This window comes from Streptomyces sp. NBC_00443 (assembly GCF_036014175.1).
Taxonomy (GTDB): domain Bacteria; phylum Actinomycetota; class Actinomycetes; order Streptomycetales; family Streptomycetaceae; genus Streptomyces.
This window is the reverse complement of sequence record NZ_CP107917.1, coordinates 1611830-1637467: the sequence shown is the minus strand read 5'-3', so window position 1 is coordinate 1637467 and position 25638 is coordinate 1611830. Positions and strand designations below refer to the sequence as shown.

Sequence of the window (25638 nt, the reverse complement as noted above, 5' to 3'; positions counted from 1 at the left end):
ACCATGAGATGTCCCCCCACCGATCTCGGCACCGATCTCAAGTTCGGCTACGGCACCAACGGCTTCACCCACCACCGGCTGACCGACGTCCTCGTCGTCCTCGCCGACCTCGGCTACGACGGCGTCGCCCTCACCCTCGACCACGGCCACCTCGACCCGTACGCCGACGATCTGCCCCGGCGTGTCACCGCCCTCGCGCGGCAGCTCGCGCGGCACGGCCTCGAGGTGACGGTGGAGACCGGAGCGCCGTACTTCCTCGACCCCTGGGGCAAGCATCTGCCCACGCTGATGTCCGACGGCTCCGAGCTCAGGATCGACCTGCTGCGCCGCGCCCTGCGCATCGCCGCCGACCTGGGCTCGCCCACCGTCCATCTGTGCAGCGGCCCCGCGCCCGAGGGGCTGCCGGAGCGGGACGCGTGGAAGCGGCTCGCGGACGGTGTCGAAACCGTGCTGGAGACAGCGGAGAAGTACGGGGTGGCGCTGGCCTTCGAGCCGGAGCCGTACATGTTCGTCGACACCGTCGAGCGCTGTCTGCACCTCGCCCGACTGGTCGGCGGGCACGAGCTGTTCGGCGTCACCCTCGACGTCGGCCACGCGCACTGCGTGGAGGAACGTTCCGTGCTCGACTGCGTGCACCAGGCGGCACCGCTCCTGCGCAACGTGCAGATCGAGGACATGCGGCGCGGCATCCACCAGCACCTCGAATTCGGCGCCGGGGAGATCGACTTCCCGCCAGTGCTGGATGCCCTGCGCGATCTGAACCACCGCGGCCTGGTCTCCGTGGAGATCCAGGGCGGCTCGCTCGACGCGCCCGAGGTCGCCCGCCGCTCCATCGAGTTCCTGCGCGCGGCCGAACGGGCCGGCAAGCGCGTCTAGCCCCCCGCTCTGTTCTCCCTCCCTCCTCCTTCTGGCTCGACTCGTCCCACCTTCCCGGAAGTTGTCCCCCATGGTTGTCACAACCGGTTCCTCCACGGCCCCGCCGGACCACCCCCACCCCACCCTGACCGACGTACTGGACCCCACCGCCCGCACCTGGCTGGACGACAGCGCCGCCAAGGTCGCCGCCGAACCCGCCGCCGTACGGCGCCTCTTCCCCGCCGCCCGAAGGCGCTGCGGACACGCCCGCCTCACCGAGTACTGGACCGTCGACGAGGCCGCCCGGGCCGTCCTGCTCACCGCACTGCCCCTGGGCGGCCATGCCCTCGCCGACGAGATCGCCCGCCTCCACCGGCACGGCGACCCGGCGGAGCAGCGCGCCGTCCTGCGCACCCTGCCGCTGCTCGGCCTGGGCGATCTCGCGCTGCCCCTGGTACGGGAAACCCTGCGCGGCAACGACACCACCCTGATCGAGGCCGCCCTCGGCCCGTACGCCGCCGCGCACCTTCCGGACGCCGAGTACCGCCAGGCCGTACTGAAGTGCGTCTTCTGCGAGATCCCGCTCGACCGCGTCACCGGCCTCGACGCACGCGCGGACCGTGAACTGGCCCGCATGCTCGCCGACTTCGCCCACGAGCGGATCGTCGCGGGGCGGGACGTACCCCAGGACATCGTGCCCGTCGTCCGTGCCTTCCCGGACGTCATCGGCGCGGAACTCCACCAGGCACTCAAGGAAGAGGGCTGACCGTGCGCATCTTCGACCCCCACATCCACATGACCTCCCGGACGACCGACGACTACGAGGCGATGTACGCCGCCGGGGTGCGCGCAGTCGTCGAGCCCGCCTTCTGGCTGGGGCAGCCCCGCACCTCGCCCGAGAGCTTCTACGACTACTTCGACGGGCTGCTGGGCTGGGAGCCGCACCGCGCCGCCCAGTTCGGCATCCAGCACTTCTGCACCATCGCGCTCAACCCGAAGGAGGCGAACGACCCCCGCTGCCTCCCGGTCCTCGACGAACTGGACCGTTACCTCGCCAAGGACCGGGTCGTCGCCGTCGGCGAGATCGGCTACGACTCGATGACGCCGGAGGAGGACGAGGCGCTCGCCCGGCAGCTCCAGCTCGCCGTCGTGCACGAGCTGCCCGCCCTCGTGCACACCCCGCACCGCGACAAGGCCGCCGGCACCCGGCGCACCCTGGACGTCGTACGGGAGTCGGGCATCGCCCCCGAACTCGTCGTCCTCGACCACCTCAACGAGCTCACCGTCGGCATGGTCCTCGACAGCGGCTGCTGGGCCGGTTTCTCGATCTACCCGAAGACCAAGATGAGCGAGGACCGGATGGTCGAGATCCTCAAGGAGCACGGGACGCAACGGGTGCTCGTCAACTCGGCCGCCGACTGGGGGCGTTCGGACCCGCTGAAGACGCGGAAGACCGCCGACGCCATGCTCGCCGCCGGGTTCGGTGACGACACCGTCGACGAGGTGCTGTGGCGCAACCCGGTCGCCTTCTACGGCCAGAGCGGGCGCCTGGAGCTGGAGGAGCCCAAGCCGGACGAGGCGGCCACCTTCCAGGGCAACTCCATACGCCGCGGGGGAGCGTGAGCATCGCATGCGCTTCCTGCATCCGGACGGTACGACCGTCCACCTCGGCTACTGCAGCAACGTCCACCAGGCGGAGGACCTCCAGGGTGTGATCACCCAGCTCGCGCAGTACGCCGAACCCGTGCGTGAGCGTCTCGGCGCCGACCGGCTCGGTATCGGGCTGTGGCTGGCGCGCCCCGTGGTCACCGAACTCGCAGACGACGAAGGGTCGTTGGAACGGCTGAAGGCAGAGCTGCGGGCACGCGGTCTGGAGACCGTCACCCTCAACGCCTTCCCGTACGCCGGTTTCCACCGCGAGGTCGTCAAGAAGGACGTCTACCTGCCCGACTGGGCCGACGAGGCCCGGCTGAAGTACACCCTGGACTGCGCCCGCGTCCTCGCCGCGCTCCTCCCGGACGACGTCGGACACGGCAGCGTCTCCACCCTGCCGCTGGCGTGGCGCACTCCGTGGACGCCGCCCTGTGCCGACGAGGCCCGGCACGCCCTGGACCGGCTGGCCACCGGGCTCGCCGCACTGGAGGCGTGGACGGGCCGCCGTATCCGCGTCGGCTTCGAACCGGAACCCGGGTGCGTCGTCGAGACCACCACCCAGGCGGTACGGGAACTGGGCGGGCTGGACCCCGACCGGCTCGGCATCTGCCTCGACGCCTGCCATCTCGCCGTGCAGTTCGAGGAGCCGGCCGAGGCGCTACGGCGGCTCGCGGAGGCCGGGCTGCCCGTGGTCAAGCTCCAGGCGTCCTGCGCGGTGGAGGCCGAGCACCCGGCCGACCCGGCCGCCCGCGCGGCCCTGCACCGGCTCGCCGAACCCCGGTTCCTGCACCAGACCCGCACACCGGCCGACGGCGAGATCCTGGCCGTCGACGACCTCCCGGACGCCCTCGGCGGCGACCTCCCCGACGACGGCGGGCCCTGGCGCGTCCACTTCCACGCCCCGCTGCACACCGAGCCCGAACCCCCGCTGCGCACCACCGCCGACCAGCTCGACCAGGTCCTCGCCGGACTGCTGGGCGGGGCCTCGGCCGGCTGCGACCACATCGAGGTCGAGACCTACACGTGGTCCGTCCTCCCCGAACCGCCCACCGACCTGCCCGGCGGCATCGCCGCCGAACTCGCCTGGGCCCGGGACCGGCTGACCGGCCTCGGCCTCAAGGAGGACCCCTCATGACCGCACCGGCGAACCGCGTGGTCGTACTCGACATCGTCGGCCTGACCCCGAACCTCCTCCAGCACATGCCCGCCGTCGCCGCCCTCGGTGAGCGCGGCTTCCAGTCCCGCCTCGACACCGTGCTCCCCGCCGTGACCTGCACCGTCCAGTCCACCCTGCTCACCGGCGAACCCCCGGCCACGCACGGCGCCGTGGCCAACGGCTGGTACTTCCGCGACCTCGGCGAAGTCATGCTGTGGCGCCAGCACAACGCGCTCGTCGGCGGCGAGAAGATCTGGGAGACGGCCCGCAGGTCGAACCCCGACTACAAGGTCGCCAACATCTGCTGGTGGTACGCGATGGGCGCCGACGTCGACTGGACGGTCACCCCGCGCCCCGTCTACTACTCCGACGGCCGCAAGGAACCCGACTGCTACACCTGGCCGCCGTCCCTGCACGACGAACTCACCGACCGGCTCGGCCCGTTCCCCCTCTTCACCTACTGGGGCCCGAACGCGGGCATGCCCTCCACCCAGTGGATCCTGGCCGCCGCCCGCCAGGTCTTCGACGAACACCGCCCCGACCTCACGCTCGTCTACATCCCGCAGATGGACTACGAGCCCCAGCGCTCCGGCCCCGACTCGCCAGCCGCCCTCGCCGCGGCCCGTCGACTCGACGACGCCCTGCGCCCGTTGATCGACCACTTCCTGAGCGAGGGCGCCACCGTCGTCGCGCTCAGCGAGTACGGCATCACGCCCGTTGCCCGCCCGGTCGACATCAACCGCGCCCTGCGCCGGGCAGGCCTGCTGGAGGTGTACACGCAGGACGGCATGGAGTACCTCGACCCCTGGACCTCGCGTGCCTTCGCGGTCGCCGACCACCAGGTCGCCCACGTCTACGTCCGCGACCCGGCCGACGTCGACGCGGTCGCAAAGCTGGTCGGTGAACTCGACGGTGTGGAGCAGGTGTTGGACGCCGTAGGCAAGGCGGCCCACGGCCTGGACCACGAGCGCTCGGGCGAGCTCGTCGCACTCGCCGACCCCGACGCCTGGTTCACGTACTACTACTGGCTGGACGACGAACGGGCCCCCGACTTCGCCCGCCAGGTAGAGATCCACCGCAAGCCCGGCTACGACCCCGCCGAGCTGCTCTACGACGGGACCGTCCCGGCGGTGAAGCTGCGCGCCGTCGGGCAGGTCGCCCGCAAGAAGCTCGGCTTCCGCTACCGCCTCAAGACGGTCCCGCTGAACCCGTCCGGCGTCCGCGGCAGCCACGGCCGCCTGCCCGCCGACCCCGACCACGGCCCCGTACTGCTGTGTTCGGAGCCGGACCGGGCGAGGGAGGCGTACGCGGCGACGGAGGTCAAGTCGCTGCTGCTGGGCCTCGCGGGCCTGCCCACGGAAGGAACGCAGAAGTGACGATCCACCCGCCCCTCCCCACCACCCGCCCCCTGCTCGACCCGGCCACCGAATACGCCAAGTGGCAGTCCGAGGAGCCGATCCGCCGGGTCACGATCTGGGGCGACAACAGCCCCTGGCTGATCACCCGGTACGAGGACGCCCGTGCGGTCCTGGCCGACGAGCGTTTCAGCGCGGACGCCAACCAGCCCGGCTTCCCGCACACCCGCCCCGGCGCTCCGCCGCAGGCCCCCGGCCTCTTCCACCAGATGGACCCGCCGGACCACACCCGGCTACGCCGCATGCTGATCCCCGACTTCACCTTCCGGCGCATCGAGCAGCTGGACGGTGCCATCCAGCGGATCTGCGACGACCTCCTGGACGCGATGACCGGCGGCGAGGCGACGGAGGCGGACCTGGTCGCCTCGTACGCCCTGCCCCTGCCCACCCTCGCCATCTGCGAACTGCTCGGCGTGCCCTACGAGGACCACGGCTTCTTCCGCGAGAAGTCCAACGCCCTGACCAGCGTCGCCGGCGACCCGGCCGAGGCGATGGCCGCCCGCATGGCGCTCTACGGCTATCTGCGCGCCCTCATCGAGCGGCGCACGGACGACCCCGCCGACGACCTGATCTCCCGTCTGGCCACGGAACGTGTCGCGACCGGCGAAGCCACACTCGACGAGGCCACGGGCATGGTCTCCTTGCTCCTCCTGGCCGGCCACGAGACGACGGCGAACATGTTCCCGTTGGCGGTGATCGCCCTGCTGCACAACCCCGCGGGGCTGGACGCACTGCGCGCCGACGCCTCCCTGTGGCCGGGCGCGGTGGAGGAACTCCTGCGCCATCTGACCGTCATCCACTCCGGGATACGGCGGGTCGCCACGCAGGACGTCGACCTGTCCGGCGTCCGCGTCCGCGCGGGAGAGGGGGTGGTGGTGGCGTTGCAGACCGCCAACCGCGACCCGTCCGCGTACGCCGACCCCGACGCCCTCGACGTCCACCGGGACACGAGCGGCCACGTCGCCTTCGGGCACGGCCTGCACCAGTGCCTCGGCCAGTCACTGGCCCGCGCCGAACTCCGCCTCGGCCTGTCCGCCTTGTTCCGCAGGCTCCCGAACCTGCGCATGACGTCCTCGCCCGAGTCGCTCGCCCTGTCGACGAGCACGGTCCACGGGGTGCGCTCGCTGCCGGTCGCCTGGTCATGACCGGCGGGCGGTGCTCACGGCTGCTATAGAGGCAGTCATGACCAGCATCACGCTCGTGCAGGGCGACATCACGCGAGAGTCCGTCGACGCGATCGTCAACGCCGCGAACTCCTCCCTCCTCGGTGGGGGAGGAGTCGACGGCGCGATCCACCGCCGCGGCGGCCCGGCGATCCTCGACGACTGTCGCAAACTGCGCGCCTCCCGGTACGGCAAGGGCCTGCCGACCGGGCAGGCGGTCGCCACCACGGCGGGGGAACTGGACGCACGGTGGGTGATCCACACGGTGGGCCCGGTCTGGGCGGCCACCGAGGACCGCTCCGAGCTGCTGGCCTCCTGCTACCGGGAGTCGCTGCGGGTCGCCGACGAGCTGGGCGCTCGTACGGTCGCCTTCCCCGCCATCTCCACCGGCATCTACGGCTGGCCGATGGACGACGGCGCCCGGATCGCGGTGGCGACCGTGCGGGCCGCGCAGACGTCGGTCGAGGAGGTCAGGTTCGTCCTCTTCGACAAGGCGGCCTACGAGGAGTTCGCCCGCCAGGCCGGGTGAGGCGCTCGCCGTCAGAGGTCCAGCAGATCCCGCGTCCGCACCGGCAGGCCCGTCTCGAAGGAACGGTTCGCGGCGAGGCCGGTGACCAGGGAGCGGGCACCGTCGGCCGCGTCCGCGGCGCGGTTCAGGGGGTCCGGGGCCCGGGTGCCGAAGAGGTCCGCCAGCATGCGGACGTCACCGCCGCCGTGCCCGCCCTCGCCGGTCGCCACCTTGATCTCGCGCGGTTTCTCCCAGAAGCGGCGCAGCAGCAACTCGGTGCGCCCGGCGGTGTCCGCCACCTCGGCGCCGTGCAGTACGGGGCCGGACGCGTCCGTGCGCGGCCGGGGACGGGTCCACGTCGACTCCTCCACCAGCAGCTCCAGGCGCCCTTCGCTGCCGTTGAAGGCGATCCGGTAGCCCTCCCAGGGGGAGTACGCGGTCAGGTGGTAGGTCAGGGTGGCACCGGTGGCGTAGCGGACCAGGACCGCCATGTCGTCCTCGATGCTCACGCCGGGCGCGAACGCGTTCCGGTCGCGGTGGTAGCCGTCCTGCGCCTCCGCGTCCAGGTACAGGGCACTGAGCACGGGCGAGTCGGCCAGATGTACGGCGAACGGGTCGGTCTCGGCGGCGGGGGAGCCGTGGGCGCGGTCGTAGGCGCGGGCGAGACCGCGGCGCCGGCCGGCCTCGTCGCCGTAGAAGAACAGGCCGCCCTGTGCGTAGACGGTCTCGGGCCGGGTGGCCAGCCACCAGTTGACCAGGTCGAAGTGGTGCGTGGACTTGTGCACCATCAGGCCGCCGGAGTTGGCCTTGTCGCGGTGCCAGCGGCGGAAGTAGTCCGCGCCGTGCCGCAGGTCGAGCAGCCACTCGAAGTGCACCGAGCCGACCTCGCCGATCTCCCCGGAGGCGACGATCTCCCGTACCGCCGAATGCACTGGGTTGTAACGGTAGTTGAAGGCGACCCTGACCTCGCGGCAGGTGCGCTGCCGTGCGTCCAGGATCCGGCGCGCCTTGTCGGCGTCCGTGGTCATGGGCTTTTCGGTGACCACATCGCAGCCCGCCTCAAGGGCACGCACGATGTAGTCGTCGTGCGTGTGGTCCACCGTGCACACCACGACCAGGTCGATCCGCTCGCGCCGCAGCATCTCGTCGAAGTCCTCGGCGCCGTACGACGGTACGGGTGTCCGGCCGGGGTGCGCGTCCGCGAGCCAGGCGTTGTGGACGGCCATGCGCCGGGAGTTGACATCGCAGAAGCCGGCCAGTTCGAACCGGTCCGCGTAGGGACCGGCCAGGGCCTCGGTGAACAGCCGGGCACGGGCACCCAGACCGACCACGGCGGCGCGGCGGTGTGCGGTGTCGGGGGGCATGCAGGTCTCCGTTCGAAGAAGTTCGATATTTCGAACACCAGGCGTAACTTCGGCCAGAAGGTAGGGGTGAGCGCTGACCCCGTCAATGAAACCGACAGGCTGCCTGTCTACCGTGGACCCATGACGGCATCCCTGGATGTGCTGGTGGTAGGCGCCGGGCCCACGGGGCTCGCGCTCGCCACGCAACTGCGCTCCTACGGAACCAAGTTCCGCATCGTCGACCGCTCCCTCGACCGGGTACGCGAGTCCCGGGCGCTCGGCATCCAGCCCCGCACCTTGGAGGCGCTGGCGGGGTTCGGTGTGACCGACCGGCTCGTGGCCCTGGGTAACCCCGCGGTGCGGCTGAGCCTGCACCTGGCCCGGCGCACGGTGTCGGTGCCGCTGTTCGACATCGGGGTGACCGACACGCCGTACCCCTTCCTGCTGTTTCTCTCGCAGGCCGAGACGGAGAGCGTGCTCGGTGCGCACCTGGCGGCGGGGGAGGTGTCCGTCGAGCGCGGCACCGAGCTGGTCGGGCTGGAGCAGCGGGGCTCCCACGTCGTCTGCCGACTGCGCGGCCGGGACGGCACGGAGGAAGCCGTGACGGCGCGCTACGTCGTGGGCTGCGACGGCGCCCACAGCACGGTGCGCGCCCAGGCGGGCATCGGCTTCGAGGGCTACGCCTATCCGCAGACGTATCTGCTCGCCGACCTGGAGGTGGACGGGCTGGAGCCGGGCTCCGTGCACTCGTACATGACCGGGGGCGGGATGGTGTTCTTCTTCCCGCTGGTCACGCCGGCCTCCTGGCGGATGCTGGCCGTGCGGCCGGCCGACGCAGCGGAGGGCGAGGTGACGGTGCCGCTGCTGCAACGGATCGCCGAGCGCTACGGTGCCCACGGGCTGGTGCTGCGGGATCCCGTCTGGATGACCGACTTCCGGCTCCACAACCGCGGCGCCGCCCAGTACCGCTCCGGACCCTTCTTCCTGGCCGGCGACGCCGCCCACATCCACAGTCCGGCCGGGGCGCAGGGCATGAACACCGGCATTCAGGACGCCCTCAACCTGGGCTGGAAGCTCGCGCTGGTGTGCCGGGGCGCCACGCCGCCGGCGCTGCTGGAGACGTACGCGAGCGAGCGTGCCCCGGTCGGCCGCGAGGTGCGGCGGTTCACCGACCGCGCGTTCGCCATCGGCACCAGCCCCCATCCCGTCCTGAGGTTCGCCCGCGAGCAACTCGTCCCGCGCCTCGCCCCGTTGGCGGTCCGCGCGACGATGCCCCGCCGACGGGTCTTCCGTACCGTCTCGGAGCTCGGCATCCACTACCGCCGCAGCCCCGCCTCGACGACGGGTGCCCGAGCACCCCGCCGCGGCCCACGGGCCGGGGACCGCCTGCCCGACCGGCCGCACGGGCTTCAGGCCCGGACCGCCGCCCCCGGCTGGCATCTGCTCCTGACCGGGCCCCCGCACCTCTGGCCGGAGCAGCGGTTCGCCCCGCTCCTGGACGGCCGGGCCGACCTGATCACCGTGCACCGCCTCGGCGACCGGAGCCCCTGGCCGGGCGTCGCCCAGGCACTCGTACGCCCTGACGGCCACCTCGGCTACGTGGCGCGCGGGGTCGAGTTGGAGGGCATGTGGGCCTACGCCGCCCGCTGGCTGCCGATCGCCACCGCGTGACACCACAGGTGAACGGCTCACGGCGCTGATCCGTACCACTCTTCGCGCCGTCACACCGAGGAAGCACCGGGGAAGAATCGTGCAGTCACACCGAGGAAGCATCGGCCGTACCGCGACGGTCGGCAGTCTGGCCCTCCTGCTCCTGACCACCGCGTGCGGCGGAGGTGAGGACGACGGAGCCGCCGCCGCGAAGAGCACTCCGGCGAACGTCTCCGCCACCGTCGCCGGAGTCGTGGCACCGGCGAAGGTCGAGGTGATCGCCGGCCTGACGGGCTGCAAGGTCAAGATCCGGACCGAGGCGGACGAGCTGCGCGAGGGCGTCTGCCGCACGAAGAGGGGTGACTACCTCATCACCACGTTCCCGCAGGAGAAGTTCAAGCTCACCTGGCTGGACGCGGCCGCTGTCTACGGCGGCAAGTACCTCGTGGGCACCCGCTGGGTGGTCAGCGCGAAGCCGGCGGTGCTGGATCAGCTCCGGCCCCAACTGGGCGGAAAGATCCAGCAGTTGCGGGGCGTGGGCCCGACGCCCGCCCCCAGCGCGTCGTAGTGCCGCCGTCGGCGGAGGCTGCCCCCGGCCGGCCCGGTGCGGCTCACTCCGCCGTGTCGCTGATGCCCAGGCGCAGATGCTCCACGTGGTAGACGGCCTGGTCGAGCAGTTCGGCGACATGGTGGTCGTGCAGGGCGTAGACGACCGAACGACCGCGGCGCTCGCCCACCACCAGCCCCAGGTTGCGCAGCAGCCGGAGCTGGTGCGAGCAGGCGGACTGCTCCATGCCCACCTCCGCCGCCAGCTCGGTGGCGGGCAGCGGCCCCTCACGCAGTCGCGCCAGGATCAGCAGGCGGGAGGGGGTGGAGAGGGCCTGGAGGGTGGTGGCCACCTTGGCGACGTTGGCCGCGTCCAGGCGTACGCGCTCGGCGGCGTCCTGCGCGGCGGTAACGGCTCCATGACCCATACCGGGTATCTTACTCATCGTACATGAACACATGAATGCTTCTTCATGCGTCCCGGAATCCGGCCCGCGGCTCGGGTGATCCGAAGGCTCCCAGCCCAGCCGAGGTCGATGTCGGATTCTCGCCAGCCCGCCTCGCCCGCGTGGACGATGCTGGACACATGCAGAAGGGGATGCACACCGACACCGAGCGCTGCGTGCGCGCTGTCCAGTCCAAGGACGCCCGCTTCGACGGCTGGTTCTTCACCGCGGTCGTCACGACCGGGATCTACTGCCGGCCCAGTTGCCCCGTGGTCCCGCCCAAGCCGGAGAACATGCGGTTCCACCCGAGCGCCGCCGCCTGCCAGCAGGCCGGGTTCAGGGCCTGCAAGCGCTGCCGACCGGACACCAGCCCCGGCTCGCCGGAGTGGAACCAGCGCGCCGACCTCGTGGCCCGCGCGATGCGGCTGATCGCCGACGGAGTCGTGGACCGCGAGGGCGTCCCCGGCCTCGCCGCCCGGCTCGGCTACAGCACCCGGCAGATCGAACGCCAGCTCCTCGCCGAACTGGGTGCCGGCCCGCTCGCCCTGGCCCGGGCCCAGCGCGCCCAGGCGGCCCGCCTGCTCATCGAGACGACGCCCCTGGCCATGGCGGACATCGCCTTCGCGGCCGGGTTCGCGTCCATCCGCACCTTCAACGACACCGTGCGCGAGGTCTACGCGCTTGCCCCGACCGACCTGCGCACCCGGGCGGCACCGCGCAGCACCCCGGTGACTTCGGGCAGTTCGGGCCCCCCGGGAGTCTCGGCGAACACCGCCGGCGCCCTGACCCTGCGGCTGCCGTTCCGCGCCCCCCTCAACCCCGACAACCTCTTCGGCCACCTCGCGGCGACCGCCGTCCCCGGCGTCGAGGAGTGGCGGGACGGCGCGTACCGGCGCACGCTCAGACTGCCGTACGGACACGGCATCGTGTCCCTGACCCCGCGGCCCGACCACATCGCCTGCCGCCTCATCCTCAGCGACCTGCGCGATCTGACCGTCGCGATCAGCCGGTGCCGGCGGATGCTGGACCTGGACGCCGATCCGGCCGCCATCGACGACCAGTTGCGCACGGATCCGCTGCTGGCGCCGCTGGTCGACAAGGCGCCCGGCCGACGGGTGCCGCGCACGGTCGACGAGGCGGAGTTCGCCGTACGGGCCGTGCTCGGCCAACAGGTCTCCACGGCGGCAGCCCGCACCCACGCGGCCCGCCTGGTCACCGCCCACGGCGAGCAGGTCGAGGACACTGAGGGCGGCCTCACCCACCTCTTCCCGGCCCCCGGGGCACTGGCCTCGGTGGACCCGGAGTCACTGGCGATGCCCCGCTCCCGCCGTACGACGTTCACCACCCTGGTCCGCCAACTCGCCGACGGTGACGTCCGCCTGGGCCCGGACAGTGACTGGCCGCAGACCCGGGACCGGCTCCTGGCCCTCCCCGGCTTCGGCCCCTGGACGGTCGACGTCATCGCGATGAGGGCCCTCGGCGACCCCGACGCCTTCCTCCCCACCGACCTCGGCATCCGCCGCGCCGCCCAGGAGCTGGGCCTGCCGTCAACGCCTGCGGCCCTCACGGCCCGGGCGGCCGCGTGGCGTCCCTGGCGGGCGTACGCCGTCCAGTACCTGTGGGCGACGGACAGCCACCCGATCAACTTCCTCCCCGTCTAGGCACGTCAAAGGAACGCGTGATGAAGCAGCACACCCTCATCGACAGCCCGTACGGCCCCCTCACGCTCGTCGCCGAGGAAGGCGTCCTGTGCGGCCTCTACATGACCGAACAGCGCCACCGGCCGGACGAGGAGACCTTCGACACCCGCGACGAGTCCCTCTTCCGGGAGGCCGAGGGCCAGCTGAAGGCCTATTTCGCAGGCGAGTTGAAGGATTTCACCCTCGAACTGCGCCTGAGCGGAACCCCGTTCCAGCGCAGCGTCTGGGAGCAACTACGGAAGATCCCGTACGGCGAGACCCGCTCCTACGGCGAACTCGCCGACACCCTCGGCAACTCCGGCGCCTCCCGCGCGGTCGGCCTCGCCAACGGCAAGAACCCGATCGGCATCATCGTCCCCTGCCACCGCGTCGTCGGCGCGAGCGGCAGCCTCACGGGCTACGGCGGCGGCCTGGACCGCAAGCAGCGCCTGCTGGACTTCGAGAACGGAAGCGCGCTCTTCTGAGCCCGGCTAGCCGGCCCGCTCCGCAGCCCCGCGTTCCACGCAGAACTCGTTGCCCTCCGGGTCGGCGAGGACCGCCCAGCCCCTGCCGTCCGGGGTGCGGCGGTCGTCGACCAGGGTGGCGCCGAGGGCCAGAAGCCGCTCGACCTCCTCGTCCCGGGTGCGGTCCTGCGGCTGAAGGTCCACATGGATCCGGTTCTTGAGGGTCTTGCGCTCCGGGACGGTGACGAACAGCAGGCCCGCGCCCTCGATCAGCACCTCCTCGTCCCCGGGCTCGTCGTCCTCGTGCACGGACAGGCCGAGCACCTGGGACCAGAAGCCGGCGAGGGCGTAGGCGTCGGCGGAGTCGATCGTCACATGGCGTATCCGAGAAGTCATGATCGCATTCTGAGCTACTCGCCCAGCCCGCGCAGCAGCTTCGGCAGCGCGGTGCCGATCGGCTCGCGGATCACCTCGTCGGCGCGGTCGTCGTACGGCGTCGGCTCGGCGTTGACGATGACGAGCCGGGCGCCGTGGTCGGCGGCCACGCCCGCGAGGCCGGCGGCGGGCTGGACCTGGAGGGTGGTGCCGACGGCGATGAACACCTGACACGCCTTGGTGATCGCGACCGCCTCACCGAGGACCACGGGGTCGAGCCGCTCGCCGAACATGACGGTCGCCGACTTGAGGACGCCGCCGCACTCCAGGCACGGCGGATCGTCCTCCCCTGCCTCGACCCGCGCGATCGCGTCCTCCATCGGCCCGCGGAGATGGCACTTCGTGCAGACCACACTCCGCGCGCTGCCGTGCAGTTCGAGCACCTTGCGCGCGGGCATCCCGGCGAGCTGGTGCAGCCCGTCCACGTTCTGCGTGATCACCCGCACCGGCACCCCGGACAGCTCCAGCTCGGCCACCGCCCGGTGCGCGGCGTTGGGCTCGGCTTTCAGCGTCCGGTTCTTGCGCCGCATCTGCCACGAGCGCCGCCGGATCTCCGGGTCGCCCATGTAGTACTCGTACGTCACGAGCTTCTCGGCCTCGGGATCGCGCCGCCACAGCCCGTTCGGCCCGCGGTAGTCGGGGATGCCGGAGTCGGTCGAGATACCGGCGCCGCTGAGGAGGGCGACGAGGGGCTTGGTCATGCTGCCGAGGGTAGGACGGGCGTCGCACGGGCCGCGAATGGATATTCGAAGCGGCCCGAGCCCACCGCCGGTCGGCCGATCCGGAAGCCCGTCGCCGGTCGGCCGATCCGGAAGCCCGTCGCCGGTCAGCCCACCCGGTGACCGTTCTCCAGCTCCACCGTTCCCCCGCCGTCCGCGAGCACGTCCAGTGCGGCCAGGACGCGGCGGCCCAGAGAACCCGGCAGATGAGCCGTGATCTCCTCGCGCGGGACGAGCCGCCAGGACAGCAGCTCCTCCTCCTGCAACCGGATCTCCTTGAAGTCGTCCTCGCCGAGGACCCCACCGTCGTACAGGTACGCCACCAGCGCCGGCCGCCCCGTGCCGTGCGACCAGTCCACCGCGAGCAGCCGGCCCAGGTCACGGTCCAGGCCGATCTCCTCGGCCGTCTCGCGGCGCGCTCCCTGGCGGGGCGTCTCGCCGTCGTCGGACTCGATCGTGCCGCCCGGAAGCGCCCAGCCCTCACGGTAGTTCGGCTCGACGAGCAGCACCCGGCCCTCGGCGTCCCGGAACAGGGCGGCGGCACCGGCGAGGACGCGGGGGAGACTTGCGATGTACGCGGCGAAGTCAGGCGTGGTGGTCATTGGGGAAGCGTAACCAGCCCGGGCAACCGGCCCCGCCCGTCACCCGGACCGGCTAGACCGCCGCCTCGACCTCCGCCTCCGCCAGCCGCACCGTCCGCTCCGCCAGCTCGCTGATCCGCATCCCGTCGAACCCGAACACCGCACTGCGGACCGTGTCCTCCAGCGGCCCGGTCCACTGCTCGGGGATCGCCGCCGCCCCCGTCAGCACACCCGCCACCGAGCCGGCCGTCGCCCCGTTGGAGTCGGTGTCGAGGCCGCCGCGCACCGTGAGCGCGATGCTGCGGGTGAAGTCGCCGTCGCCGTACAGCAGCCCGGCGGTGAGCACGGCCGCGTTCGGGATGGTGTGGATCCAGCCGAGCCCGGCGGTCTCCTCGGCGACCGTGGTGAGCGTGTCCTCCCACGTCATCCGGGTGTCGTGGAGCGAGACGACGCGGCGTACGGTGCGGGCGAGACGGCTGCTCGCCGGGATGACGGCGAGCGCCTGGTCGACCGCGTGGCGAACCGTGGACACCGTGAACGCCGCCGCGACCAGCGCCGCCGCCCACATCGCGCCGTACACGCCGTTTCCGGTGTGCGACAGCACCGCGTCCCGGCGGGCGAGCGCGGCGGCGCGGCGCGGGTCGCCGGGGCAGGTCCAGCCGTAGATGTCGGCGCGGATGAGGGCGCCGATCCACTCCTGGTACGGGTTGTCGTACGTGGCCGTGAGCGGCGGTTTCAGACCGTTCGCGAGGTTGCGGTACGCGGCCCGCTCCGCCGTGAAGGTCTGCAGATACGGCAGCCGCAGCAGCCACAGGTCGCCGACCTGCTCGGTGCTGAAGCCGAAGCCGTGGGTCTCCAGCAGGTCGAGGCCGAGGATGGCGTAGTCGACGTCGTCGTCGCGGCAGCTGCCGTGGATCCGGCCGCGCACGCACTGGCGCCACTCGGGGCGCAGCTCGAAGCCGTCGTCCTCGCTGACCGGCTCGGGGAGATAGTCGGTGAGGGGCAGGGCTGCGGCCTGCCGCAGATAGCGGTCGATGCGGTCCCGCGTCCACAGGTCGCCCTGCTCGACCGGCTTACCGAGCATGTTGCCCGCGATCCGGCCGAGCCAGCCCCCGAGAACGCGGTCGGCGAGCTCTGGCTCAGTGCCCACAGGGGTCATAGGACCGGTTTACCCAATTCCGGGGGCGTCCGCTCCGGGTTCGGCCGGTACGCACAGCGGGGTCGCAGGGCGTTCTCAGGCTCCGGGCAGAGCATGACGTCATGGCCCTCCTCCGGTTAAGGTCGCAGCGGCGCGACTGGCCTTGACGTGCGCGAGGCCCGGAGAGCAAGGGGAAAACAGGTGACACAGCGCGTGCTCATCGCCGCGGACAAGTTCAAGGGGTCGCTGACGGCCGTGCAGGTCGCCGAGCGGGTGACGGCCGGTCTGCGCCGGGTCGTACCGGGCGTCCAGGTCGAGGCCATGCCCGTGGCCGACGGCGGCGACGGGACCGTGGACGCGGCGGTCGCGGCCGGTTTCGAGCGCCGGGAAGTCCGGGTCGCCGGACCTCTCGGACACGAGGTGACGGCGGCGTTCGCGCTGCGCGGCGACACGGCGGTCGTGGAGATGGCCGAGGCGAGCGGTCTGCAGCGGCTGCCCGCAGGTGTCTTCGCGCCCCTCGCGGCGTCCACCTACGGCTCGGGCGAGCTGCTGCGGGCCGCGCTGGACGCAGGCGCCCGTACGATCGTGTTCGGCGTCGGCGGCAGCGCCACCACGGACGGCGGCGCCGGGATGCTGAGCGCGCTGGGTGCGCGGTTCCTGGACGCGGACGGGGAGCCGGTGACGCCGGGCGGCGGCGGCCTGGGCGACCTGGCCAGTGCCGATCTCTCCGGCCTTGACCCGAGGCTGGCCTCGGTCGAACTGGTGCTCGCCAGCGACGTCGACAATCCACTGACCGGCCCGAAGGGCGCACCGGCGGTGTACGGCCCGCAGAAGGGCGCCTCGCCGGACGACGTGGCGACGCTGGACGCGGCGCTCGCGCACTTCGCGAAGGTGCTGGAGGAGTCGGTCGGCGCCAAGGCCGCCGAGCACGCCGCCGCACCGGGCGCCGGCGCGGCCGGGGGCATCGGCTACGGCGCCCTCCTCCTCGGCGCCCGTTTCCGCCCCGGCATCGAGGTCATGCTCGACGTCCTGGGCTTCGCGCCCGCGTTGGAGCGGGCGGACCTGGTCATCACCGGCGAGGGCTCCCTGGACGAGCAGACCCTGCACGGCAAGGCCCCGGCGGGCGTCGCCGCCGCCGCCCGCGCGGCCGGCAAGGAGGTCATCGCGGTGTGCGGCCGTCTGGCCCTGCTCCCGGATGCCCTGGGCCACGCGGGCATCCGCCGCGCCTACGCCTTGTCGGCACTCGAACCGGACCCGGCGAAGTCCATGGCCCAGGCGGGCCCTCTCCTGGAACGCGCGGCGGAGTCGATCGCGCGGGACTTCCTGACCTGACCGCCGGCGGGGCGCCAGGGCCGGGCGCGGGCGCCGCTGACCGTGTTGACCGGCGGGCACCGCGTCTTTCGCAGCAGCGCGGCCTGGGCGATCGTCGCGCCGCTCGCGCTCGCCGCACTGGCGGGGTGCGTCGTCGCCGCCTGTACCGACCGGTCGCCCGGCCAGGAATGACCTACTTCGTCCCCGGGGGTCTCATGGCGACCGCCATCGCCGTGGTGCTCGCCGTGTCTGTCGTGATGGGGCTGTGGGCTGCTCGGATCGCCGCGCAGCAGGCATGCACCTGGTGGGCCTAGGTGCCCCGTCCGGGGCTCCGGACACACCAGTAGGGCATCGAGGGCCCTGCCCGCGGGAAAACCCGAGGGGCCCGGACCGAAGTGATTCGGTCCGGGCCCCTCGGGCAACGTACAAGCCGAGCTACGGGATCTGCGCCGCCCGCGCCTCGCGGCTCTCGCGCCGGTTGTCACGGAAAGTGTTCACCCTGCGTGCCGTGGCGAACAGCGGGATCGTCGCCGCCATCACGATCTGCAGCGCGCAGCCCATCTGCAGCAGCACCTGGCCGCCGGGCGCGTCGAACGCCCACGCCGCCAGCATGCCCATGGCCGACACGATCCAGCCGAGCATCGCCACCGCGAGGATGCCCCGCGGCTTCGGGTACTCGACCCGGCTCACCATCAGCCACGCCGTACCGACGACCGCCAGCAGCGTCGCCTCGAACGGCAGCTCCAGCAGCACGATCGAGACGACCGTGAGTGCACCGAACGGCGAGGGCATGCCCTGGAACGTGCCGTCCTTCACGGTGACGCATGAGAAGCGGGCAAGCCGCAGCACCACCGCCAACAGCACAACGATCGCGCCCACCGCCGCGACCCGCTCATGCGCGTCCCTCGCGACCATGCCGTACACGAGCACGAAGTAAGCGGGTGCCAGACCGAAGCTGATCAGGTCGGAGAGATTGTCCAGCTCCGCACCCATCGGCGACGACCGCAGCTTGCGGGCGACGAGGCCGTCGAACAGGTCGAACACAGCCGCGCACAGCATGAGTATGACGGCCGTGGCCGCGCTGTTGCGGGCCATGCCCAGGTCGTCACCCGAGAGGTGCGGGATCAGGATGCCGGTGGTGGTGAAGTACACCGCCATGAAGCCGCACGTGGCGTTGCCGAGGGTGAGGGTGTCCGCTATCGACAGGCGGAGAGAAAGAGGCATCTCCTCCTCTTCGTCGACCTCGTCGGCCTCGGGCACCCAGCCCGGCTGTGTCTCAGGATCAATCACGGTCAATGCGAGTCACCCCAGCCACGGTCTTCTGCCCGACCTCGACCGCGACCTCCACGCCCTCGGGCAGGTAGATGTCGACACGCGAGCCGAAGCGGATCAGACCGATACGGTCGCCCTGCTCGACCTTCGTGCCCTGCGGGATGTAGGGGACGATACGGCGGGCCACCGCGCCGGCGATCTGGATCATCTCGATGTCGCCGAGTTCGGTGTCGAAATGCCAGACTACGCGCTCGTTGTTCTCGCTCTCCTTGTTGAACGCCGGAACGAACCCGCCAGGGATGTGCTCCACGGACGTGACCGTGCCGGAGAGCGGCGCACGGTTGACGTGGACGTTGAGCGGGCTCATGAAGATCGCGACGCGGGTGCGGCCGTCCTTCCACGGCATGATGCTCTGCACCACACCGTCGGCGGGAGAGATGACCCGGCCCTGTGCGATCTCGCGCTCGGGGTCGCGGAAGAACCACAGCATGCCCGCCGCGAGCGCGGTGGCGGGCACGGCCACGGCCTTGGCGACGCCGGAGCGGCGTGCGCGGGCCAGGCTGAGGGCTGCGGTGGCGACGGTCGGGAGAAGCCACGGCGATGCTCCGCGCGCGAGGCGTACGCCGGCCCGGCTGTCGCGAGGTGCAGAGGTTTGGCTGTGGGGCATGGATGACCTTCGTAGCGGATGATGCCGCGCTTCGACGGGGGACGGCGGCTTTCCGGGGATCGTACCGGGCGCAGGCCACAACTGGGCAAGCCAGGAAGCCGAGTCGGCGGCTGAAGAGTGTTGACGGGGTGTGATCTTCTTCTCGAAGAAAACACCCCGAACCCGTACATCTATCCCTGGAACCGATACTCTTCGAGCAGCCTGCGACCGATGATCATTTTCTGGATCTCGGCGGTACCTTCACCGATAAGCAGCATCGGAGCCTCTCGGTAGAGGCGCTCGATCTCGTACTCCTTGGAGAAGCCGTAGCCGCCGTGGATCCGGAAGGCATCTTCGACGACCTCCTTGCAGTACTCGGAGGCGAGGTACTTCGCCATCCCAGCCTCGAGGTCGTTTCGCTCCCCGGAGTCCTTTTTGCGTGCCGCGTTCACCATCATGGCATGCGCCGCCTCGACCTTGGTAGCCATTTCGGCCAGCTTGAACTGGATGGCCTGGTGCTGGGCGATCGGCTTGCCGAAGGTGTGACGCTGCTGGGCGTACTGGACACCGAGTTCGAAAGCACGCTGAGCGACACCGCAGCCACGCGCCGCCACATTGACGCGGCCGACCTCGACACCGTCCATCATTTGGTAAAAACCTCGGCCGGTGACGCCGCCGAGCACCCGATTGGCCGGAATGCGCAGGCCGTCCATGATGAGCTCGGTCGTGTCGACGCCCTTGTAGCCCATCTTGTCGATCTTGCCGGGGATGGTGAGGCCGGGGCGGACCTCTCCGAAGCCGGGCTCCTTCTCGACGAGGAAGGTCGTCATCGACTTGTGGGGCGCGGTGCCCTCGGGGTGTCCTTCGTCACTTCGGACCAGAACGGCGACCAGACTCGACGTACCGCCGTTCGTCAGCCACATCTTCTGGCCGTTCAGGACGTACTCCTCGCCGTCCTTCACCGCCCTCGACGTGATGGCCGACACGTCGGAGCCCAGGGCCGGCTCCGACATCGAGAAGGCGCCGCGGATGTCGCCGGCCGCCATGCGCGGCAGGAAGTGGTCCTTCTGCTCCTTCGTGCCGTGCTGCTTGAGCATGTACGCCACGATGAAGTGGGTGTTGATGATGCCGGACACCGACATCCAGCCACGGGCGATCTCCTCGACGCACAGCGCATACGTCAGGAGCGACTCGCCCAGACCGCCGTACTCCTCGGGAATCATCAGGCCGAACAGGCCCAGCTCCTTCAGACCGTCGACGATCTGCTGGGGGTACTCGTCGCGGTGCTCCAGCTCGGTGGCGACCGGGATGATCTCCTTGTCCACGAAGTCGCGGACGGTGGACAGGATCTCCTGCTGGATGTCGGTCAGACCGGCGGTCTGGGCGAGTCGCGCCATGGCTACTTCTCCTGCTCCTTGAGCTCGGGGCGGCCCGGCTGCTCGCCGCCGCGCTCCTTGATGTACGTCTCGGTCGGCACCATCACCTTGCGGCGGAACACGCACACGAGCGTGCCGTCCTGCTTGTAGCCCTTGGTCTCGACGTAGACGATGCCGCGGTCGTTCTTCGACTTCGACGGCCACTTGTCGAGCACCGTCGTCTGGCCGTAGAGCGTGTCGCCGTGGAAGGTCGGCGCCACGTGCTTGAGCGACTCGATCTCCAGGTTGGCGATGGCCTTGCCGGAGATGTCCGGGACCGACATGCCGAGCAGGAGGGAGTAGATGTAGTTGCCGACGACGACGTTCTTGCCGAAGTCCGTCGTCTTCTCCGCATAGTTGGTGTCCATGTGGAGCGGATGGTGGTTCATGGTGAGGAGACAGAACAGGTGGTCGTCGTACTCGGTGACCGTCTTTCCCGGCCAGTGCTTGTACGTCGCCCCGACCTCGAACTCCTCGTAGGTGCGTCCGAACTGCATCGCGCTCAGGCCTCCGGGATCTCGAACTTCGACGTGCGCTGCATGCCGGCGGCGCGGCCCTTGCCGGAGATGACCAGCGCCATCTTGCGGCTGGCCTCGTCGATCATCTCGTCGCCGAGCATCGCCGAGCCCTTCTTGCCGCCGGCCTCGGACGTGCAGTAGTCGTACGCGTCCAGGATCAGCTCGGCGTGGTCGAAGTCCTCCTGCGAGGGCGAGAAGATCTCGTTGGACGCGTCGACCTGGCCCGGGTGCAGCACCCACTTGCCGTCGAAGCCGAGCGCGGCGGCGCGCTGGGCGACCTCGCGGTAGCCGTCGACGTTGCGGATCTGCAGGTAGGGGCCGTCGATCGCCTGGAGGTCGTTGGCGCGCGCGGCCATCAGGATCTTCATCAGGATGTAGTGGTAGGCGTCCGCCGGGTAGCCGGGCGGCTGCTCGCCCACGACCAGCGACTTCATGTTGATGGACGCCATGAAGTCGGCCGGGCCGAAGATGATGGTCTCGACGCGCTGCGAGGCCGTCGCGATCTCGTTGACGTTGTTCAGGCCCTGGGCGTTCTCGATCTGGGCCTCGATGCCGATCTTGCCGACCTCGAAGCCCATCGTCTTCTCGATCTGGGTCAGCAGGAGGTCGAGGGCGACGACCTGCTGGGCCGTCTGGACCTTCGGCAGCATGATGCAGTCGAGGTTCTGGCCGGCCCCCTCGACGACGGTCACGACATCGCGGTACGTCCACTCGGTCGTCCAGTCGTTGACGCGCACGACCCGCGTCTTGCCCGTCCAGTCGCCCTCGTTGAGGAACTTGACGATGGTGTGCCGCGCCTCGGGCTTGGCGAGCGGGGCGCACGCGTCCTCCAGGTCGAGGAAGACCTGGTCCGCCGGGAGGCCCTGCGCCTTCTCCAGGAAGCGGGGGTTGCTTCCCGGGACCGCGAGACAGGAGCGGCGGGGACGCAGACGGTTCACGGTCATGCGGGGACCTCCAGGGGGTCGAGCTTGTTCGCTTTCCGGATCTCGTCGACGATGCAGCCGATGATTCCGGTGATGTCGAAGTCCTTCGGGGTGAAGACGGCGGCCACACCCGCGGCCCTCAGCTGCTCGGCGTCGCCATTGGGGATGATCCCACCGGCGATGACAGGTATCTCTGTGGCACCGGCCACACGAAGGCGCTCCAGCACGTCCGGCACGAGCTGGGCGTGCGAGCCGGACAGGATGGACAGGCCGACCGCGTGCACGTCCTCCGCGAGGGCCGCGTCCACGATCTGCTCGGGAGTCAGGCGGATGCCCTGGTAGACCACCTCGAAGCCGGCGTCACGCGCCCGCACGGCGATCTGCTCGGCGCCGTTGGAGTGCCCGTCCAGGCCGGGCTTGCCGACCAGGAACCGCAGCTTGCCGACGCCCATGTCCTTCGCCGTCAGGTCGACCCTGCGGCGGACGTCGGCCATGGCCGAGCCCTCCTCCGCGGGGACGGCGACCGGCGCCGACGACACGCCCGTGGGTGCCCGGAACTCCCCGAACACCTCGCGCAGCGCCCCGGCCCACTCGCCGGTCGTGACCCCGGCGCGGGCGCACTCCAGGGTGGCCTCCATGAGGTTGTCGGTGCCCTTGGCGGCCTCCTTCAGCCGGTCCAGCGCCTTGCAGGGACGCGGGTGGTTGAAGGGCGGCTGGTAGCGGGTGTCGCGCCAGTTCTCGAGACCCGCGATGACCCGGGCCTCGACCGCCGGGTCGACCGTCTGGATCGCGGTGTCCAGGTCGGCCGTCAGCGGGTTCGGCTCGGTCGTCTCGAAGATGTTGACGCCGATGATCTTCTCCTGCCCGGACTCGATCCGGGCCCGGCGCTCGGCGTGCGAGGAGACGAGCTGCGACTTGAGGTAGCCGGACTCGACGGCGGCCATCGCGCCGCCCATCTCCTGGATCCGCTCGATCTCCGCGAGGGACTCCTCGACGAGCTTGCTCACCTTCGCCTCGATGACGTGCGAGCCGTCGAAGATGTCCGCGTACTCCAGCAGATCGCTCTCGTGCGCCAGGACCTGCTGGATGCGCAGCGACCACTGCTGGTCCCAGGGCCGGGGCAGACCCAGCGCCTCGTTCCAGGCGGGCAGCTGCACGGCACGCGCGCGTGCGTCCTTCGACAGCGTCACGGCCAGCATTTCGAGCACGATCCGCTGGACGTTGTTCTCCGGCTGCGCCTCGGTCAGACCGAGGGAGTTGACCTGGACGCCGTACCGGAAGCGGCGCTGCTTGGGGTTCTCGATGCCGTAGCGCTCGCGCGTGACCTGGTCCCAGATCCGCCCGAACGCCCGCATCTTGCACATCTCCTCGATGAAGCGGACGCCCGCGTTCACGAAGAAGGAGATACGGGCCACGACGTCCCCGAACTTCTCGGCGGGGACCTGCCCTGAGTCGCGTACGGCATCGAGAACCGCGATAGCGGTGGACATCGCGTACGCGATCTCCTGGACCGGCGTGGCGCCCGCCTCCTGCAGGTGGTAGCTGCAGATGTTGATCGGGTTCCACTTCGGGATGTGGGAGACCGTGTACGTGATCATGTCCGTCGTCAGCCGGAGTGAGGGCACCGGCGGGAAGACATGCGTCCCCCGCGACAGGTACTCCTTGACGATGTCGTTCTGGGTCGTGCCCTGGAGCTTGGTGATGTCCGCGCCCTGCTCCTCGGCGACGACCTGGTAGAGCGCCAGCAGCCACATGGCGGTGGCGTTGATCGTCATCGAGGTGTTCATCTGCTCCAGGGGGATGTCCTGGAACAGCCGGCGCATGTCACCGACATGGGCCACCGGTACGCCGACCCGGCCGACCTCGCCGCGGGCGAGGATGTGGTCGGAGTCGTAGCCGGTCTGCGTCGGCAGGTCGAACGCGACCGACAGACCGGTCTGGCCCTTGGCGAGGTTGCGCCGGTACAACTCGTTGGACGCCTCGGCCGTGGAGTGACCGGCGTACGTGCGCATGAGCCACGGCCGGTCCTTCTCCCGCTTGCCTTCGGCGGGCTGACGCTCAGTCATCTATGACCTCGGGTGTCTCAGATGTTGCGGAAGCGGTTGATGGCGTCGATGTGCTTGGCGCGCATCTCCTCGTCGCGCACGCCGAGGCCCTCCTCGGGGGCGAGGCACAGGACGCCGACCTTGCCCTGGTGGAGGTTGCGGTGCACGTCGTAGGCCGCCTGGCCGGTGTCCTCGAGCGAGTACACCTTCGACAGGGTGGGGTGGATCTTGCCCTTCGCGATGAGCCGGTTGGCCTCCCAGGCCTCGCGGTAGTTGGCGAAGTGCGAGCCGATGATCCGCTTCAGCGACATCCACAGGTAGCGGTTGTCGTACTCGTGCATGTAGCCCGAGGTGGAGGCACAGGTGGTGATGGTGCCGCCCTTGCGGGTGACGAAGACCGAGGCGCCGAAGGTCTCGCGGCCGGGGTGCTCGAAGACGATGTCGATGTCCTCGCCGCCGGTGAACTCGCGGATGCGCTTGCCGAAGCGCTTCCACTCCTTCGGGTCCTGGGTCCGCTCGTCCTTCCAGAACTTGTAGCCCTCCGCGTTGCGGTCGATGATCGCCTCCGCGCCCATCGAGCGGCAGATGTCCGCCTTCTGGTCACTGGAGACGACACAGATCGGGTTGGCGCCACCGGCCAGTGCGAACTGTGTGGCGTACGACCCGAGTCCGCCGCTCGCGCCCCAGATCAGGACGTTGTCGCCCTGCTTCATGCCGGCGCCGTTGCGGGAGACCAGCTGCCGGTACGCGGTGGAGTTGACCAGGCCCGGAGCGGCGGCCTCCTCCCAGCTGAGGTGACCCGGCTTGGGCATCAGCTGGTTGGACTTGACGAGCGCGATCTCCGCGAGGCCGCCGAAGTTCGTCTCGAAGCCCCAGATCCGCTGCTCGGGGTCGAGCATGGTGTCGTTGTGGCCGTCGCTGGACTCCATCTCGACGGACAGACAGTGCGCGACGACCTCGTCACCGGGCTTCCAGGCGTTGACGCCCGGGCCGGTGCGCAGGACGACGCCCGCGAGGTCGGAGCCGATGATGTGGTACGGCAGGTCATGGCGCTTGGCCAGGTCGTTGGTGCGGCCGTAGCGCTCCAGGAACCCGAAGGTGGACAGCGGCTCGAAGATCGACGTCCACACCGAGTTGTAGTTGACCGAGGAGGCCATCACGGCCACCAGGGCCTCGCCCGGGCCGAGCTCGGGCAGCGGCACGTCGTCGAGGTGGATCGACTTGCGCGGGTCCTTGTCGCGGGTCTCCAGGCCCGCGAACATCTCCGTCTCGTCCTTGTGCACGGTGATCGCGCGGTACGACTCGGGGAGCGGCATGGCGGCGAAGTCGGCGGGCGTGGAGTCCGGCGACTGGATCGCGTCGAGGATGTCCTTCACGGTCACGGTGTTGCCTCCGGCGATACGCACCCTGAGGGAGGGGTGCTGAGGGTTACGTCGGTGCTGCTGAGGGATTTTGTGGTTGCCGTCGGTTCGGCTGTTGTGCTGTTCGGCAGCGCTTTGTGGCGCGGGAGGTTGCCTGTGACGCAGGCGTCCGGGCGCGCAGGCCCCGGGAGGAGCTTGCGGGGACAGCCGACGTACGAAAGGTCTCTGCACGCCGGCCGCCCGGACACTTTCAACGTATGGCACGGCGTGTCATGGGGCAAGGCACTGGGTGCCAGAACTTGCTCTCAGATGAAATCTTTACGTAACAAATGAGCGATGATCGATCAAAGCTACCGGCGAGTAGGCGTTAATCGGGCGCTTTCGGTCACCAGTCGT

The 25638-nt window shown here is 70.6% G+C and carries 25 protein-coding genes; 12 read left to right on the top strand and 13 right to left on the bottom strand.

The window, feature by feature from the left end:
* Nucleotides 1–3: 3 nt before the first annotated feature.
* The 7 genes from OHO27_RS07415 (at nt 4) to OHO27_RS07385 (ending at nt 6771) form a co-directional block, all read left to right on the top strand.
* The gene (locus tag OHO27_RS07415; protein ID WP_328421483.1) at nt 4–876 is read left to right on the top strand and encodes a sugar phosphate isomerase/epimerase family protein; all 873 of its coding nucleotides are present in this window, start codon (nt 4–6) and stop codon (nt 874–876) included.
* A 70-nt stretch (nt 877–946) separates the two neighbouring features.
* Nucleotides 947–1621, top strand: a complete 675-nt coding sequence (locus tag OHO27_RS07410; protein WP_328421481.1) for an EboA domain-containing protein — start codon at nt 947–949, stop codon at nt 1619–1621.
* Nucleotides 1622–1623: 2 nt separating this feature from the next.
* Nucleotides 1624–2478, top strand: coding sequence for a TatD family hydrolase (locus OHO27_RS07405; RefSeq protein ID WP_328421479.1), 855 nt, complete (start codon nt 1624–1626; stop codon nt 2476–2478).
* Nucleotides 2479–2485: 7 nt separating this feature from the next.
* Complete coding sequence (gene eboE / locus OHO27_RS07400) at nt 2486–3643, top strand: metabolite traffic protein EboE (protein WP_328421477.1); 1158 nt, start codon at nt 2486–2488, stop codon at nt 3641–3643.
* Nucleotides 3640–5040 (top strand): alkaline phosphatase family protein, encoded by a 1401-nt coding sequence (locus OHO27_RS07395; RefSeq protein WP_328421475.1) that lies wholly within the window; start codon nt 3640–3642, stop codon nt 5038–5040. Before eboE ends, OHO27_RS07395 begins: the two co-directional genes overlap by 4 nt.
* Complete coding sequence (locus OHO27_RS07390; RefSeq protein WP_328421473.1) at nt 5037–6224, top strand: cytochrome P450; 1188 nt, start codon at nt 5037–5039, stop codon at nt 6222–6224. Before OHO27_RS07395 ends, OHO27_RS07390 begins: the two co-directional genes overlap by 4 nt.
* 37 nt (nt 6225–6261) lie before the next feature.
* Nucleotides 6262–6771 (top strand): O-acetyl-ADP-ribose deacetylase, encoded by a 510-nt coding sequence (locus tag OHO27_RS07385; protein ID WP_328421471.1) that lies wholly within the window; start codon nt 6262–6264, stop codon nt 6769–6771.
* A gap of 11 nt (nt 6772–6782) precedes the next feature.
* On the opposite strand, the gene OHO27_RS07380 is transcribed toward OHO27_RS07385, so the two are convergent.
* Complete coding sequence (locus OHO27_RS07380; RefSeq protein WP_328421469.1) at nt 6783–8114, bottom strand: Gfo/Idh/MocA family protein; 1332 nt, start codon at nt 8112–8114, stop codon at nt 6783–6785.
* 120 nt (nt 8115–8234) lie between these two features.
* Here OHO27_RS07380 and OHO27_RS07375 point away from each other — a divergent pair, with 120 nt between their 5' ends.
* Entirely contained in the window at nt 8235–9764 is a 1530-nt protein-coding gene (locus OHO27_RS07375) for an FAD-dependent monooxygenase (RefSeq protein ID WP_328421467.1), read from the top strand.
* Between the two features lie 79 nt (nt 9765–9843).
* Nucleotides 9844–10311, top strand: a complete 468-nt coding sequence (locus OHO27_RS07370) for a hypothetical protein (RefSeq protein ID WP_328421465.1) — start codon at nt 9844–9846, stop codon at nt 10309–10311.
* Nucleotides 10312–10354: 43 nt separating this feature from the next.
* Here the strand turns inward: OHO27_RS07370 and OHO27_RS07365 are convergent, their stop codons facing one another.
* Nucleotides 10355–10717, bottom strand: a complete 363-nt coding sequence (locus OHO27_RS07365; RefSeq protein WP_126396275.1) for an ArsR/SmtB family transcription factor — start codon at nt 10715–10717, stop codon at nt 10355–10357.
* 158 nt (nt 10718–10875) lie between these two features.
* On the opposite strand from OHO27_RS07365, the gene OHO27_RS07360 reads away from it, so the two are divergent.
* Nucleotides 10876–12396: a DNA-3-methyladenine glycosylase 2 family protein gene (locus tag OHO27_RS07360; RefSeq protein ID WP_328421461.1), complete on the top strand. Its 1521-nt coding sequence runs from the start codon at nt 10876–10878 to the stop codon at nt 12394–12396.
* 20 nt (nt 12397–12416) lie between these two features.
* Nucleotides 12417–12899, top strand: coding sequence for a methylated-DNA--[protein]-cysteine S-methyltransferase (locus OHO27_RS07355; RefSeq protein ID WP_328421459.1), 483 nt, complete (start codon nt 12417–12419; stop codon nt 12897–12899).
* 6 nt (nt 12900–12905) lie between these two features.
* Here the strand turns inward: OHO27_RS07355 and OHO27_RS07350 are convergent, their stop codons facing one another.
* The 4 genes from OHO27_RS07350 to OHO27_RS07335 all read right to left on the bottom strand — a co-directional run bounded on the left by OHO27_RS07350 (nt 12906) and on the right by OHO27_RS07335 (nt 15772).
* Nucleotides 12906–13274, bottom strand: a complete 369-nt coding sequence (locus OHO27_RS07350) for a VOC family protein (protein ID WP_328421457.1) — start codon at nt 13272–13274, stop codon at nt 12906–12908.
* 14 nt (nt 13275–13288) lie between these two features.
* Nucleotides 13289–14014: an SIR2 family NAD-dependent protein deacylase gene (locus tag OHO27_RS07345; protein ID WP_328421455.1), complete on the bottom strand. Its 726-nt coding sequence runs from the start codon at nt 14012–14014 to the stop codon at nt 13289–13291.
* Nucleotides 14015–14139: 125 nt separating this feature from the next.
* Nucleotides 14140–14634 carry an NUDIX hydrolase gene (locus OHO27_RS07340; RefSeq protein ID WP_328421453.1) on the bottom strand — a complete coding sequence of 165 codons (495 nt, stop codon included), beginning with the start codon at nt 14632–14634 and terminating at the stop codon, nt 14140–14142.
* 52 nt (nt 14635–14686) lie between these two features.
* Complete coding sequence (locus OHO27_RS07335; protein ID WP_328421452.1) at nt 14687–15772, bottom strand: ADP-ribosylglycohydrolase family protein; 1086 nt, start codon at nt 15770–15772, stop codon at nt 14687–14689.
* A 192-nt stretch (nt 15773–15964) separates the two neighbouring features.
* On the opposite strand from OHO27_RS07335, the gene OHO27_RS07330 reads away from it, so the two are divergent.
* A complete protein-coding gene (locus tag OHO27_RS07330) occupies nt 15965–17083 on the top strand; it encodes a glycerate kinase (RefSeq protein ID WP_328430374.1) in 1119 nt (372 codons plus the stop codon).
* A 414-nt stretch (nt 17084–17497) separates the two neighbouring features.
* On the opposite strand, the gene pssA is transcribed toward OHO27_RS07330, so the two are convergent.
* The 7 genes from pssA to ccrA all read right to left on the bottom strand — a co-directional run bounded on the left by pssA (nt 17498) and on the right by ccrA (nt 25257).
* Complete coding sequence (gene pssA, locus OHO27_RS07325; RefSeq protein WP_328421450.1) at nt 17498–18358, bottom strand: CDP-diacylglycerol--serine O-phosphatidyltransferase; 861 nt, start codon at nt 18356–18358, stop codon at nt 17498–17500.
* Nucleotides 18345–19001, bottom strand: a complete 657-nt coding sequence (locus OHO27_RS07320; RefSeq protein ID WP_048579466.1) for a phosphatidylserine decarboxylase — start codon at nt 18999–19001, stop codon at nt 18345–18347. The genes pssA and OHO27_RS07320 overlap by 14 nt, the downstream gene beginning before the upstream one ends.
* A 170-nt stretch (nt 19002–19171) precedes the next feature.
* The gene (locus OHO27_RS07315; RefSeq protein WP_328421441.1) at nt 19172–20377 is read right to left on the bottom strand and encodes an acyl-CoA dehydrogenase family protein; all 1206 of its coding nucleotides are present in this window, start codon (nt 20375–20377) and stop codon (nt 19172–19174) included.
* A gap of 2 nt (nt 20378–20379) precedes the next feature.
* A complete protein-coding gene (locus OHO27_RS07310; protein ID WP_328421439.1) occupies nt 20380–20892 on the bottom strand; it encodes a MaoC family dehydratase in 513 nt (170 codons plus the stop codon).
* Between the two features lie 5 nt (nt 20893–20897).
* Nucleotides 20898–21857 (bottom strand): HpcH/HpaI aldolase/citrate lyase family protein, encoded by a 960-nt coding sequence (locus OHO27_RS07305; RefSeq protein WP_328421437.1) that lies wholly within the window; start codon nt 21855–21857, stop codon nt 20898–20900.
* Nucleotides 21854–23902, bottom strand: coding sequence for a protein meaA (locus OHO27_RS07300; protein ID WP_328421435.1), 2049 nt, complete (start codon nt 23900–23902; stop codon nt 21854–21856). The genes OHO27_RS07305 and OHO27_RS07300 overlap by 4 nt, the downstream gene beginning before the upstream one ends.
* A 17-nt stretch (nt 23903–23919) precedes the next feature.
* Nucleotides 23920–25257, bottom strand: a complete 1338-nt coding sequence (ccrA, locus tag OHO27_RS07295; RefSeq protein WP_328430373.1) for a crotonyl-CoA carboxylase/reductase — start codon at nt 25255–25257, stop codon at nt 23920–23922.
* Nucleotides 25258–25638: the final 381 nt, after the last annotated feature.